Source organism: Burkholderia sp. 28_3, assembly GCF_003253915.1.
In the GTDB taxonomy this organism is placed as follows: domain Bacteria; phylum Pseudomonadota; class Gammaproteobacteria; order Burkholderiales; family Burkholderiaceae; genus Burkholderia; species Burkholderia cenocepacia.
In genome coordinates this window covers 532992-546684 of the sequence record NZ_QKZF01000002.1, presented here as the reverse complement: position 1 = coordinate 546684, position 13693 = coordinate 532992, and the positions used below count along the sequence as shown (strand labels likewise).

The window sequence follows — 13693 nt, the reverse complement described above, 5'->3', positions numbered from 1 at the left end:
GTCAGGCTTTGGCGAGCGCGGCGAAGCGGTCGAAATAGTCGGGGAACGTCTTGCCGACGCACTTCGGATCGTTGATCCGCACGGGCACGCCGCCCAGGCTGACGAGCGAGAAGCACATCGCCATCCGGTGATCGTCGTACGTATCGATCGCCGCGTTCGGCGTGAGCTTGGCCGGCGGCGTGACGACGAGATAGTCGGGGCCTTCCTCGACGATCGCGCCGACCTTGCGCAGCTCGGTCGCCATCGCGGCGATGCGGTCCGTCTCCTTCACGCGCCAGCTCGCGATGTTGCGCAGCGTGCTCGTGCCGTTCGCGAACAGCGCCGCGACCGCGATGGTCATCGCGGCGTCGGGAATCAGGTTGAAGTCCATGTCGATCGGCTCCAGCTTGCCGTGATCGTGGCCGATGCCGCGCACGTCGATCCAGTCGTCGCCCATCGTCACGTTCGCGCCCATCTGCATCAGCGCATTCGCGAAGCCGACGTCGCCCTGGATGCTCGCGCGCCCCACGCCCTCGACCCGCAGCGGGCCGCCGCCGAGCGCGCCGGCCGCGAGGAAGTACGATGCGGACGACGCGTCGCCCTCGACCATGATCCGCCCCGGCGAGCGGTAGCGGACGCCGGCCGGCACCACGAAGCGCTGCCAGCCGTCGCGCTCGACGGTCACGCCGAAGCGCGCCATCAGCCGGATCGTGATGTCGATGTACGGCTTCGAGATCAATTCGCCGTCGACTTCGACGACGGTCCTGCCGTCCTTCGCCTTCACGAGCGGCAGCGTCATCAGGAGCGCGGTGAGGAACTGGCTCGACACGTCGCCGCGCACGCGGATCGGTGCATCGACCGAAATCGTCGCCGGCTTGATCCGCAGCGGCGGGTAGCCTTCGTTCAGCTCGTAGTCGATCTGCGCGCCGATCTGGCGCAGGCCGTCGACGAGATCGCCGATCGGCCGCTCGTGCATGCGCGGCACGCCGTGCACGCGGTAGTCACCGCCGTTCACCGCGAGTGCGGCGGTCAGCGGCCGCACGGCCGTGCCCGCGTTGCCGAGGAACAGGTCGGCCGTCTTCGCGGTGAACGCGCCGCGCGTGCCGGTGACGACACAGGTGTCGCCGTCGCGCGCGAGCTTCACGCCGAGCTTGCCGAGCGCGTCGAGCATCACGCGCGTGTCGTCGGAGTCGAGCAGGTTGGTGATCGTCGTTTCGCCTTCGGCGAGCGCCGCGAGCAGCAGCACGCGGTTCGAAATGCTTTTCGAGCCGGGCAGGCGCACGGTGCCCGATGCGCTGGAGTACGGGCCGAGATCGAGGTAGTCCATGGGAATCGTCCTGTTATTTCTTGACCGGTTCGGCAGCAGGCGTGCCGCCGCGTTCCTGCCATGCCTTGCGTGCGGCACGCGAGCGCGTGAAGACGGCTTCGAGCGCCGCGCCGTCGCCGGCGTCGATCGCCGCGCGCAACCGCGTGAGCACGCGCGTGTAGCCGTCGAGTTCGTCGAGCAGCGCCGCGCGGTTCGCGACGCACACGTCGCGCCACATTTCCGGGCTCGACGCCGCGATGCGCGTGAAATCGCGGAAACCACCGGCCGCGTACGAGAATTTCAGTTCCGCGTCGGCCTCGCCGAGAATCTGCTCGACGAGCGCGAACGACAACACGTGCGGCAGATGGCTGATCGACGCGAATACGCGATCGTGCTGCTCGGTGCTCATCGTGCGCACGTCGGCGCCGGTCGCGCGCCACATCGCGTCGATCCGGGCCACCGCTTCGGGCGCGCTCTCCGGCAGCGGGCACAGCACGACGTTGCGACCGACGTAGAGGTCCGGCAACGCAGCCTCGACCCCGCTCGATTCGCGCCCCGCGATCGGGTGACCGGGCACGAACTGCGCGATCCGCGCGCCGAGCGCGTCACGCGCGGCCGCGACGACATCGGACTTGGTGCTACCGGCGTCGGTGACGATCGTCGCGCCGTCGAGCCACGGCGCGATGCGCGCGAGCAACGGGCCCGTCTGCGCGACGGGCGCGGCCAGCAAGACGAGATCGGCGCCGGCGAGCGCGTCGCGCAACTGCGCGTCGTCGTCGAGTGCCGCCGCGCGATCGATCACGCCGAGCGACAGCGCGCGCTCGACCGATGCGCGCGAGCGGCCCACGCCGACGATCTCGCCCGCGCCGCCCGGCGCGCGCTCGCGCAGCGCGCGGGCCAGCGATCCGCCGATCAGGCCGACGCCGAAGATGACCAGTTTGTTGAATGCAAAGCCTGACACGACAAGAGCCAAGTTACGCGCACGAAACGACGCCCGCACGCGGAATTCCAGATTCCGGGCACCGGGCCCGCACCCGGCGCAGCCTGCACCGGATACCGCCCGAACCCGCCTTCGGCAGCGCCGACCGGCCTGCCCCGCCCGCCCGGCCGCCACGCCTGCCTCAAGCAGGCGCTGGGCCACCGCGCGTCAGCGTGCGCGCGGATACGAACCGAGTATCTTCAGGAACGCAGCCTTCTGGCCGAGCTCCGTCAGTGCGGCCGCCACCGCCGCATCGTCGCGGTGCCCTTCGATGTCGATGTAGAAGTAGTACTCCCACGTGCCGACGCGCGCCGGACGCGATTCGAAGCGCGTCATCGACACGCCGTGCCGCGCGAGCGGCTCGAGCAGCTTGAACACGGCGCCCGGCTCGTTCTTCACCGACACGATCAGCGACGTCTGGTCGTGACCGCTCTGGCCGGCCGGCTGCTTGCCGATGATCACGAAGCGCGTGCGATTGTGCGGATCGTCCTGGATCAGCGAGAACGCGATCTGCAGGCCGTAATGCGCGGCTGCACGATCGCCTGCGATCGCGGCGACGGTCGGATCGGCCGCCGCAAGACGCGCGGCCTCCGCGTTGCTCGCGACGGCCTGCCGCTCGAGCTGCGGCGCATTCGCCGCGAGCCACTGCTGGCATTGCGCGAGTGCCTGCGCATGCGCGCAGACGCGCTTCACGCCGTCGAGCGTGCCGCTCTGCGTGAGCAGGTTGTGATGGATCGGCAGCGCGAGCTCGCCGCTGATCAGCAGCTGGGTCTGCAGCAGCAGGTCGAGCGTGCGCGATACGGCGCCTTCGGTCGAATTCTCGACCGGCGCGATGCCGAACGCGGATGCCCCGGCCTCGACCGAGCGGAACACCTCGTCGATCGACGGGCACGGCAGCCCTTCGATCGACTGGCCGAAATACTCGAGCATCGCCTGCTCGCTGTACGTGCCGACCGGCCCGAGGAACGCGACGTGGATCGTCTGCTCGAGCGCGCGGCTCGCCGCCATGATCTCGCGCCAGATCGCGCTGATGTGCTCGCTCGCGAGCGGCCCGGCGCTCATGTCCTGCAGCCGCGCGATCACCTGCAGCTCGCGCTCCGGCCGGAACACCGGCGCGTTGAAATGCTTCTTGACCTCGCCCACCTCGAGCGCCACCGCGGCGCGCTGGTTCAGGAGCGCGATCAGCTGCGCGTCGATCGCGTCGATGCGGTCGCGCAGCGGTTTCAGGCGGGAATTCAGTTCGTCGTCCATGCGTTTTGCCGTGCTGTTTGAACAGCGCCGCCGTCAGGCGCCGCGCTGCTCGAAGTCCTTCATGTACTCGACGAGCGCCTTCACGCCCTCGAGCGGCACCGCGTTGTAGATCGACGCCCGCATGCCGCCGACGGACTTGTGGCCCTTCAGCTGCAGCAGCCCGCGCGCCTTTGCGCCGGCAAGGAAGTCTTCGTTGCGCGTTTCGTCGGCCAGGAAAAACGGCACGTTCATCCGCGAACGTGCTGCCGGCTCGACCTTGTTCAGATAGAAGCTGCTCGCGTCGATCGTGTCGTAGAGCAGCTTCGATTTTTCGATGTTGCGGGCCTCGATCGCCTCAAGGCCGCCCTGCCGCTTCAGCCACTGGAACACGAGGCCCGCGATGTAGATCGCGTAGGTGGGCGGCGTGTTGTACAGCGAGTTGTTCGCGGCGATGGTCTTCCATTCGAATGCGGACGGGCAGATCGACAGCGCGCGATCGAGCAGATCCTCGCGCACGATCACGACCGTCACGCCGGCCATCCCGATGTTCTTCTGCGCGCCGCCGAACAGCACGCCGTACTTCGCGACATCCATCGGGCGCGACAGGATGTGCGACGAGACATCGGCGACCAGCGGCACGTCGCCGAGATCCGGGATCTCGAACGTCTCGACGCCGTCGATCGTCTCGTTGGTGCACAGGTGCACGTAGGCCGGATCGTCCGACAGCTGCCATTCGGCGCGCGCGGGCGCACGCGTGAAGCCGTTCTCCGTCTTGCCGCTCGCGGCGAGATGCGGCGTGCAGAACTTCTTCGCCTCGCCGAACGATTTCTGCGACCACGAACCCGTCACGACGAAGTCGGCCGTGTTGCGCGCGCCGAGCAGGTTCATCGGCACGATCGCGTTTTCCGCGATGCCGCCGCCCTGCAGGAACAGGATCCGGTGGCTCGCCGGCACGCCGAGCAGGTCGCGCAGGTCGGTCAGCGCGGCCTCGTGGATCGACATGAATTCCTTGCCGCGATGGCTCATCTCCATCACGCTCATGCCGCTGCCATGCCAGTCGAGCATTTCGTCGGCGGCCTGCCGCAGCACTTCCTCGGGCATCGCCGCAGGGCCGGCGGAGAAATTAAAGACGCGCATCGTGAAAACCTCGGGAGGGACGCGACCGGCTTGCCACCGGCAAAACGCGCCAGAAAAGAAATGGCCGCTTGCGCTCGCGCGCAAACGGCCATTATCGCACTGTCGTCAGGCTCCCGCCAAACCCGGCCGAACGGCCGGGGGCGCGCCCGGACAGCTTACTTGCCCGGCTTGACTGCTGCGACTTCCTTGTCAGCCTGCGTACGCGTTGCCTGGATCGCTTGCGGCATGTACTTCTGCATCAGGCCGTTGACCACGTCGCGACCGACCTGATCCTGAACCTGGATGAACTTGCGGCCCGTCGGGCTCTTGTAGAACGTCGTCAGATCCTTGATCTCCGACGTGCTGTAGTACTTCGCGTACGCGTCGTACTGAGCCGACATCGCGTCGCTCTGGAACTGTTGCGTGCCGAACACCTTGCCTGCGCCGTCGACCAGCTTCGGCACCGCGTTCTTCTGCAGCGTCGGAACGGCAGCCTGCTTCTGCTTGTCGTTCAGCGTCTTGTTTTCCGACAGCGCGTCCGACAGGATCGCCGGCACGAGTTGCTTGGCCTGCATTTCGGCGCTGTTGCCGATTGCCGACACGAGCTTCGGCGCGTCGATCGCGTCGAGCAGATCCTTGATCGCCGCCTTCTTGTCGGCGTCGATCGGCGCAGCTGCCGCCGGTGCAGCCGGTGCGGAATTCGACAGCGCCTGCGCCATCGCGAACGTCGGCACCAGTGCAGCCAGCAGGACCAGTTGCTTGAATTGCTTTTGCATCATCACTCCCTTTTGGAAATATGAATGGTTGCTCGCCGGCCGCGGCGCTTTTCGCCCGCGGCGGCCAGAGTCTCATCCGTTCTTCAGGCTTCGCCGTCCGACGCCTCGTCGGCCTCGCCCTCTCCCTCTTCGGCCTCGGCGATCTGCTGCAGGCCAGAGAGCTTGGTACCCTCATCGAGACTGATGAGTGTAACACCTTGCGTGGCGCGCCCCATCTCGCGAATCTCGGATACGCGGGTGCGAATCAACACGCCGGCCGTCGTGATCAGCATGATCTGATCCTCGGCGTCGACGAGCGTGGCAGCCACGACCTTGCCGTTGCGCTCGGACGTCTGGATCGCGATCATACCCTTCGTGCCGCGGCCATGGCGCGTGTACTCGGTGATCGGCGTGCGTTTGCCGTAGCCGTTTTCGGTAGCGGTGAGCACGGTCTGCTCCTCGCTGCCCGCGACCAGCAGCGCGATGACCTGCTGCCCGTCCTCGAGCTGCATGCCGCGCACGCCGCGCGCCTCGCGCCCCATCGGGCGCACGTCGTTCTCGTCGAAACGCACGGCCTTGCCGGAGTCCGAGAACAGCATCACGTCGTGCGCACCGTCGGTGATCGACGCGCCGATCAGGTAGTCGCCCTCGTCGAGGCCGACCGCGATGATGCCCTTCTTCATCGGGCGGCTGAACGCTTCGAGCGGCGTCTTCTTCACGGTGCCGAGCGACGTCGCCATGAAGATGAACTTGTCGGCCGAGAATTCCTTGACCGGCAGCACGACGTTGATCTTCTCGCCTTCCTGCAGCGGGAACATGTTGACGATCGGACGGCCGCGCGAGTTGCGCGAGCCTTGCGGCACCTCATAGACCTTGACCCAGTACACGCGGCCCCGGTTCGAGAAGCACAGGATGTAGTCGTGCGTGTTCGCGATGAACAGCGTCTCGATCCAGTCGTCTTCCTTCATCTGCGTCGCCTGCTTGCCGCGACCGCCGCGCTTCTGCGCGCGGTACTCGGACAGCGGCTGCGACTTCACGTAGCCCGCATGCGACATCGTGACGACCATGTCCTGCGGCGTGATCAGATCCTCGGTGTTCAGCTCGGTCGCGTTCAGCTCGATCCTCGAGCGGCGCGCGTCGCCGAATTCGGCCTTCACCGCGGTCAGCTCCTCGCCGATCATCGTCGTGATCCGCTCGGGGCGCGCGAGGATGTCCAGCAGGTCGGCGATCTGCGCCATCACGTCGCGGTACTCGCCGATGATCTTGTCCTGCTCGAGGCCGGTCAGGCGCTGCAGGCGCATCTGCAGGATTTCCTGCGCCTGCGTGTCGGACAGGCGGTACAGCCCGTCGGCCTGCATCCCGAACGCCGGGTTCAGGCCTTCCGGACGGTACGCGGAACGGCCGCCGGCCGCCGCGTTCTCGCTCTCGGCGCGCGTCAGCATCTCGCGCACGAGCGACGAATCCCACGGCTTGGCCATCAGTTCCTGCTTCGCGATCGGCGGCGTCGGCGCGGCCTTGATGATCGCGATGAACTCGTCGATGTTCGCGAGCGCGACCGCGAGACCTTCGAGCACGTGGCCGCGTTCGCGGGCCTTGCGCAGTTCGTAGATCGTGCGGCGCGTCAGCACTTCGCGTCGGTGCGACAGGAAGCACTGCAGGATTTCCTTCAGGTTCAGCAGCTTCGGCTGGCCGTCGACCAGCGCGACCATGTTCATGCCGAACGTGTCCTGCAGCTGCGTCGCCTTGTACAGGTTGTTCAGCACCACTTCAGGCACTTCGCCGCGCTTGAGCTCGATCACGACACGCATGCCGCTCTTGTCGGACTCGTCGCGGATGTCGGAAATGCCTTCGAGCTTCTTCTCGTTGACGAGCTCGGCGATCCGCTCGAGCAGCGAGCGCTTGTTCACCTGGTACGGCAGCTCGTCGACGATGATCGCCATCCGCTGGCCGCGGTCGATCTCCTCGAAGTGCGTGGCCGCGCGCATCACGACGCGGCCGCGCCCGGTGCGGTAGCCGTCGCGCACGCCGGCGACGCCGTAGATGATGCCGGCCGTCGGGAAGTCCGGCGCCGGGATGATCTCGATCAGCTCGTCGATCGTCGCTTCCGGGTTGCCCAGCAGGTGCTGGCACGCGTCGACGACTTCGTTCAGGTTGTGCGGCGGGATGTTGGTCGCCATGCCGACCGCGATGCCCGACGAGCCGTTGATCAGCAGGTTCGGGATGCGCGACGGCAGGACCGACGGCTGCATTTCGTTGCCGTCGTAGTTCGGCTCGAAATCGACCGTTTCCTTGTCGATGTCGGCAAGCAGCTCGTGACCGATCTTCGCCATGCGAATTTCGGTGTAACGCATCGCCGCGGCATTGTCGCCGTCGATCGAGCCGAAGTTGCCCTGTCCGTCGATCAGCATGTAGCGCAGCGAGAAGTCCTGCGCCATCCGCACGATCGTGTCGTAGACCGCGGTATCGCCGTGAGGGTGATATTTACCGATCACGTCACCGACGATACGCGCCGACTTCTTGTACGCACGGTTCCAGTCGTTGTTCAGTTCGTGCATCGCGAACAACACGCGCCGGTGCACGGGCTTCAGGCCATCGCGGACATCAGGGAGGGCACGTCCGACGATCACGCTCATCGCGTAATCGAGATACGAACGGCGCATTTCCTCCTCTAGGGAGGTGGGCAGGGTCTCTTTGGCGAATTGATCCATGTATCCGTATCGTTTCGGAGCGAAGACGGCGAACGCCTTTCGCGTGGGCGCTGCATGCGCAACGCAACGCGAGATTCTAACATGCGCCCATCAGCCGCCAATTCGCCTTCCCCTCTATATATAAATAGCAAAAATCGCGGCCGCGACGAATCGGCCGCAATCGCATCGCACCCACGCGTGTGCGACTCGACGTCGCAGGCGATCGCATCACCGTGTTTCACGCACACGAGTAAACAACTGCACGCACTCGCGCAATTTCGCCGCCCCGCTCTTGACAATCTCTAAAAGTTACGGCAGGCCGGTGTTGCGCATGCACCACAAAGTTGAAGCGATCTTGGGGTGGGGAGGATTTTTTTTCGTAGGAAGGGAACGATATGGCAAAATGCCAACGCACTGAAAGTTAGACGCTGCTCGAAGTCTACACAGAGCGGTGCCGCGTTTTTTGTGCCGCACCAATGTTATACTTCGAGCAATGTATGACTTGTCACCGTCAACAGGCTCGCAGTAAACCTGCGGTAATCTCAATTTCGAGAGGAGAAATATGAATAAACTTTCAAAGCTCGCGTTCATTGCAGCTACCGCAGTTATGGCTGCATCCGCTTCGGCACAGTCGGTGCCGGCGTCGCGTCAAGCCGTCAATGACAACTGGGTGAACGGCACGGGCGAATGGGTGTGGATGAACGGCACGAACGAGCTCTGCTGGCGCGATGCGTTCTGGACGCCGGCCACCGCCAACGCGAAGTGCGATGGCGCACTGGTCGCCCAGGCACCGCAGCCGCCGGTCGCTCCGGTCGCTCCGGCCATCACGAGCCAGAAGATCACGTATCAAGCTGACGCACTGTTCGACTTCGACAAGGCAACGCTCAAGCCGCTGGGCAAGCAAAAGCTGGACGAACTGGCTTCGAAGATCGAAGGCATGAACACGGAAGTGGTCGTCGCAACGGGCTACACGGACCGCATCGGTTCGGACAAGTACAACGACCGTCTGTCGCTGCGCCGTGCGCAAGCCGTGAAGTCGTACCTGGTCAGCAAGGGTGTGCCGGCCAACAAGATCTACACGGAAGGCAAGGGCAAGCGCAACCCGGTTACGACTGGCTGCAACCAGAAGAACCGCAAGCAACTCATCGCCTGCCTCGCACCGGACCGCCGCGTGGAAGTCGAAGTGGTTGGTACGCAGCAAGTGCAGAAGACGACCGTTCCGGCAAACTAAGCCGCGGTTTTCGACTGCTTCAAAGCCCCGCTCCGGCGGGGCTTTTTCATTGACGCCCGTCCAGGCGCTCGCTGGCCTCGTAGTCCGCCCGCTTATATACTCGGGGCTGACGCACCGAAGCACCGCCCTCCTCTCGTAGCCCGTTTGCCGACATGACCAACGCCGATCCGCACGAACTCCAGAAATTCAGCGACCTCGCCCACCGTTGGTGGGACCCGAATGCCGAATTCAAACCGCTGCACGACCTGAACCCGGTCCGGCTCGGCTGGATCGACGCGCATGCGCATCTGGCCGGCAAGCGCGCACTCGACATCGGCTGCGGCGGCGGCATCCTGTCCGAATCGATGGCCGGGCTCGGCGCCCAGGTGAAAGGCATCGACCTGTCGACCGAAGCGCTCGGCGTGGCCGACCTGCACAGCCTCGAAAGCGGCATTTCGGTCGATTACGAGGCGATCGCCGCCGAAGCGATCGCCGCGCGCGAACCGGGTACCTACGACGTCGTCACCTGCATGGAAATGCTCGAGCACGTGCCGTCGCCGGGCGATGTCGTGGCCGCGTGCGCGACGCTCGTGAAGCCGGGCGGCTGGGTGTTCTTCTCGACGCTGAACCGCAACCTGAAGTCCTACCTGTTCGCCGTGATCGGCGCCGAGTACATCGCGCAAATGCTGCCGAAGGGCACGCACGATTACGCGCGCTTCATCCGCCCGTCGGAGCTGGCCGGCTTCGTGCGTGCGACGGATCTGCACATCGTCGAGATCAAGGGCATCACGTATCACCCGATCGGCAAGCGCTTCGCGCTGTCGAACGACACCGACATCAACTACCTCGTCGCGTGCCGCCGCGGCGCGTGACTCCCCGACCCGCATGACGACTCCCCTTTCGACCGCGCGGATCGCCGACGAGCCGCGCCTGCTGCACTGCGATGCGGTCCTGTTCGACCTGGACGGCACGCTCGCCGACACGGCGCCCGATCTCGCGGCAGCCGTCAACAAGATGCAGCGCGAACGCGGCCTGCCCGAAACGTCGCTCGACGTGTTGCGGCCGCTGGCCTCGGCCGGCGCGCGCGGGCTGCTCGGCGGCGCGTTCGGCATCGACCCGCACACGCCGGGCTACGACGCGATGCGCGACGAGTTCCTCGCCAACTATGCGACCGATCTGTGCGTGCATACCACGCTGTTCCCGGGCATCCGCGACGTGCTCGACGAACTCGATGCGCGCGGCGTGCGCTGGGGCATCGTCACGAACAAGGCGATGCGGCTCACGGCACCGCTCGTCGAGCTGCTCGGCCTCGCGTCGCGGGCCGCCTGCGTCGTCGGGGGCGACACAACGCCGCACTCGAAGCCGCATCCGGCCCCGCTGCTGCATGCAGCCGGCCAGCTGACGCTCGCGCCCGCGCGCATCGTCTACGTCGGCGACGACCTGCGCGACATTCAGGCCGGCAGCGCCGCCGGCATGGCCACGGTCGCGGCCGCATACGGCTATTGCGGCGACGGTATCGCGCCGGCCGACTGGCAGGCCCAGCACCTCGTCGACACGACGCAGGAACTGCGGGACCTGCTGCGCGATGTTGGGCTATAATGATTGATCTTATCCGCGGGGGCGACCTGGTTTCGACAGGGGTTGTGAAGCGGCTAGGGCATGTCGAGGACCCGTCACCTCGTTAATCAATGGGAAAATCGTAACTGCAAACGACGATACGTTCGCACTGGCAGCCTAAGGGCCGCCGTCCTCTGCCTAGTTCACTGACGGGCTAGTGTCGCAAGACCGGTAGCAATACCGCCAGAGGTCATTTACGTCAGTTAAGCCCTGTCGGCGTCGCGACGCCAGGGTCGAAAATCTAGCGAATCGCCGTAGTGCAGCGTGTTCGTCCGCGTCGCTGCGGTTAAATCAAAAGACTGGACTAAACATGTAGAACTAGTCGTGGAGCGCTTCTGGACGCGGGTTCGATTCCCGCCGCCTCCACCAAATTCCGCGTTCGTCGCACGAACCCCGCAAGACGCAAGTCTGCGGGGTTTTTTGTTGCCGACGAAACGCACGTCCGACCCCTTCCGAAAAAGCGCCCAGCCACGGGCGGGCCGGGCGGAATGCCGCCGGCGTTCCGGCGGCAGGAGGTGACGGATGTTCTGCCGCGCCCGCGGCATCATCGCTTGCGCGGGGCAGCGGCCGGCCCGGCGGTCAGGCGTCGCGCCTGCCCGCACCGGGCGATGTACGACTTAGCTGCCGCGATACAGCGACTTCATTTCTTCCGCGCTGGCCGGGCGCACGCCCATCGCACGCGAACCCGATGCCGATGCGCCCTGTGCCTGCGCACCGTAGCCGCTGACGTCGGCGCCTTGCGCTTGCGCCAGTGCACTGCGCTGCTGCTCCGCGATACGCGCCGTTGCGGCCTGGATCGCTTCCGGATAATGCGGATCTTCGCCACGGGCGGAGTTGTAACCGGCCTGCTGGAGCTGAACCAGTTCGGCACGGACCTGCGCACGGGTGATCGTCGAACCCGACTGGGCGAACGACACGACCGGGGCAACGAGAGCGGCAGCAACGACAACAGCTTGAACGAGCGACTTCATGATGACCTACCTCCAGGTTTGTCTGATTCGGCGGTGAACACGTTGATCAGCGCCGACAAACCGAAGTTTATGTAGGTGGATGCTTAAGAATAAGGCAGGTTTCAGGAAGACATCCTTCCTGATTTACGGGTTAACCCTGAATCACCGTCGATATGACGCGCAGGCGAACGGTCGCGGGGTCGTCCCCGCATTGCAGGAAATGCCTGCCCCAAAGCACAAGCCCCGCGAAGCGGCAGGCTTCGCGGGGCTCGAACAAAGCGGATCGGGCGCAATCGGTTGTCAGTTGATCCGGCTGCTGTCCAGAGGACAGGCGCCTCACCCGGGCGCAAGCACACAGCCTGCGCGTTACCGGCTATCCATCGGGCACTTCAGGTTGCAGCCGTTCGGATCGCCCAGGTCCCCCTTACGGCGCAATGCCGACTTCTTGCTGCCCTGGTATTTCTGCGACGGCGCCGACGCCGCGAACGGCATCTGCGGATGTTCGTTCAGGCGAAACTGTTCGCTCAGGATCCCGCCGGGCACACCCGGGGAATTCTGCGCGAACGCAAACGGCGAAGCGACGACCAGCAGCCCCGCGGTCAACGCTGCCGCGGCAAGGGGAACGGAAAATTTCATGGCGGATGACGCCTGAACGGCGTGCTTGTTGGAACGTTGATCAAGCGGCAAGCGTAGCGCAAATCCCCCACTGCTGCAGCGCGGTTCGATCGCGTCTTCGTTACCGGGAATTGCCGTCAGACGCGCTCGCGCCGTCGCTGCCGGCCAGCCCGGTCGCGATGCACTCCAGCGCGCCGCACGCGGCCGGATCGTAGCCGTCGAGATGCGCGACCCGTTCGACGAACCGTGCGTCGCGCAGCAGCGCCAGCACGTCGGCGAGCGGCCGCACATCGAGCCGGGCGCGCTCGCAGGCGAAGTAATAGTCCTCGTCGACGACCGGAATGAAGTCGAGCCCGAAATGACGGGCGGCCGGCTCGACACCGAAACCGAGATCGGCCATGCCGCTCGCGACGAACGCCGCGATCGCCGAATGCGTGAGTTCGGCCGACGCATAGCCGTCGATGCGCTCCGGATCGATGCCGATCGCGCGCAACGCGAGATCCAGCAGCATGCGCGTGCCCGACCCTGGCTGGCGATTGACGAAGCGGATGTCGTTGCGTGCCAGATCCGCCAGCCCGCGGACCTGCTTCGGATTGCCGCGCGGGACGAACAGCCCCTGCTGGCGGCGCGTCAGATGAATCAGCACGTGGCGCGTGTCGTCGAGCCAGGGCCGGTAGATTTGCGCGCACTGCGCGCGAAACGCGCCGCGCGGCAAATGAAAGCCGGCGAGATCGCATTCGCCGCGGACGAGCGCCTGCACGGCCTCGACGCTCTCGCGATACTTGATGTCGACGGCCGCCTGCGCATCGACGAGCGCGGAGACGAGCGCCGCGACCGCGTAACCGTGCGACGCATGAATGCGCACGGCGCCATCGCGCTGCGCGAGCCGCCGGTTGAGCTCGCTAGCCACCTCCGCCGCCAGCGTACGCAGGTTCCCGTCGAGGCGGCTGCGCGCCAGACGCTGCGCATCGACGACCGCCTGCCCGAGCGCCGACAGCGTCGAACCCTTGCCGCGTGCGGTTTCGATCAATTCCCCGCCGATGCACGACTCCAGCGCGCGCAGCATGCCCCACGCGTGCCGGTACGACAGTCCCTTCGCTTGCGCGGCCTGCGCAATGCTGCCCGTATCGGCCACGAGCTCCAGCAGCGGCGCGACGTCGGACAGACTGGCCGAACGGCCTTCGGTGTCGCGTACGGTCAGATACGCGTCGCATTCGATTCGAATCAATTATGCACTCCGATTTCCTAT

At 65.8% G+C, this 13693-nt stretch carries 12 protein-coding genes and 1 other RNA gene; 4 read left to right on the top strand and 9 right to left on the bottom strand.

Annotation, left to right across the window (positions count from 1 at the left end):
- Position 1: 1 nt before the first annotated feature.
- The 6 genes from aroA to gyrA form a co-directional block, all read right to left on the bottom strand.
- A complete protein-coding gene (gene aroA, locus DFS13_RS07275; RefSeq protein WP_006486921.1) occupies positions 2–1306 on the bottom strand; it encodes a 3-phosphoshikimate 1-carboxyvinyltransferase in 1305 nt (434 codons plus the stop codon).
- A 13-nt stretch (positions 1307–1319) separates the two neighbouring features.
- Complete coding sequence (locus DFS13_RS07270) at positions 1320–2246, bottom strand: prephenate dehydrogenase/arogenate dehydrogenase family protein (RefSeq protein ID WP_111441528.1); 927 nt, start codon at positions 2244–2246, stop codon at positions 1320–1322.
- 186 nt (positions 2247–2432) lie between these two features.
- Positions 2433–3515, bottom strand: coding sequence for a prephenate dehydratase (gene pheA, locus DFS13_RS07265; RefSeq protein ID WP_034200855.1), 1083 nt, complete (start codon positions 3513–3515; stop codon positions 2433–2435).
- Positions 3516–3548: 33 nt separating this feature from the next.
- Entirely contained in the window at positions 3549–4631 is a 1083-nt protein-coding gene (gene serC, locus DFS13_RS07260; protein ID WP_111441527.1) for a 3-phosphoserine/phosphohydroxythreonine transaminase, read from the bottom strand.
- A 155-nt stretch (positions 4632–4786) separates the two neighbouring features.
- Positions 4787–5386, bottom strand: a complete 600-nt coding sequence (locus DFS13_RS07255; protein WP_006486966.1) for a DUF2059 domain-containing protein — start codon at positions 5384–5386, stop codon at positions 4787–4789.
- Between the two features lie 83 nt (positions 5387–5469).
- Positions 5470–8073 (bottom strand): DNA gyrase subunit A, encoded by a 2604-nt coding sequence (gyrA, locus tag DFS13_RS07250; RefSeq protein ID WP_012492866.1) that lies wholly within the window; start codon positions 8071–8073, stop codon positions 5470–5472.
- Between the two features lie 541 nt (positions 8074–8614).
- Between gyrA and ompA the strand changes: the two genes are divergently transcribed.
- The 4 genes from ompA (at position 8615) to ssrA (ending at position 11248) form a co-directional block, all read left to right on the top strand.
- Positions 8615–9283, top strand: coding sequence for an outer membrane protein OmpA (gene ompA / locus DFS13_RS07245; RefSeq protein WP_006476579.1), 669 nt, complete (start codon positions 8615–8617; stop codon positions 9281–9283).
- 152 nt (positions 9284–9435) lie between these two features.
- Complete coding sequence (gene ubiG / locus DFS13_RS07240; protein WP_006486844.1) at positions 9436–10134, top strand: bifunctional 2-polyprenyl-6-hydroxyphenol methylase/3-demethylubiquinol 3-O-methyltransferase UbiG; 699 nt, start codon at positions 9436–9438, stop codon at positions 10132–10134.
- A gap of 13 nt (positions 10135–10147) precedes the next feature.
- On the top strand, positions 10148–10861 hold the full coding sequence (gene gph / locus DFS13_RS07235) for a phosphoglycolate phosphatase (RefSeq protein WP_060213651.1): 714 nt from the start codon (positions 10148–10150) through the stop codon (positions 10859–10861).
- A gap of 17 nt (positions 10862–10878) precedes the next feature.
- Positions 10879–11248: a transfer-messenger RNA gene (gene ssrA, locus DFS13_RS07230) on the top strand.
- A 248-nt stretch (positions 11249–11496) separates the two neighbouring features.
- Here ssrA and DFS13_RS07225 read toward each other — a convergent pair.
- From DFS13_RS07225 to DFS13_RS07215, 3 genes are all read right to left on the bottom strand, one after another.
- A complete protein-coding gene (locus DFS13_RS07225; protein WP_006486887.1) occupies positions 11497–11850 on the bottom strand; it encodes a DUF4148 domain-containing protein in 354 nt (117 codons plus the stop codon).
- A 345-nt stretch (positions 11851–12195) separates the two neighbouring features.
- Positions 12196–12465 carry a hypothetical protein gene (locus DFS13_RS07220; RefSeq protein ID WP_006486884.1) on the bottom strand — a complete coding sequence of 90 codons (270 nt, stop codon included), beginning with the start codon at positions 12463–12465 and terminating at the stop codon, positions 12196–12198.
- Positions 12466–12565: 100 nt separating this feature from the next.
- Positions 12566–13672, bottom strand: coding sequence for a substrate-binding domain-containing protein (locus tag DFS13_RS07215; protein ID WP_109341657.1), 1107 nt, complete (start codon positions 13670–13672; stop codon positions 12566–12568).
- Between the last annotated feature and the right edge of the window lie 21 nt (positions 13673–13693).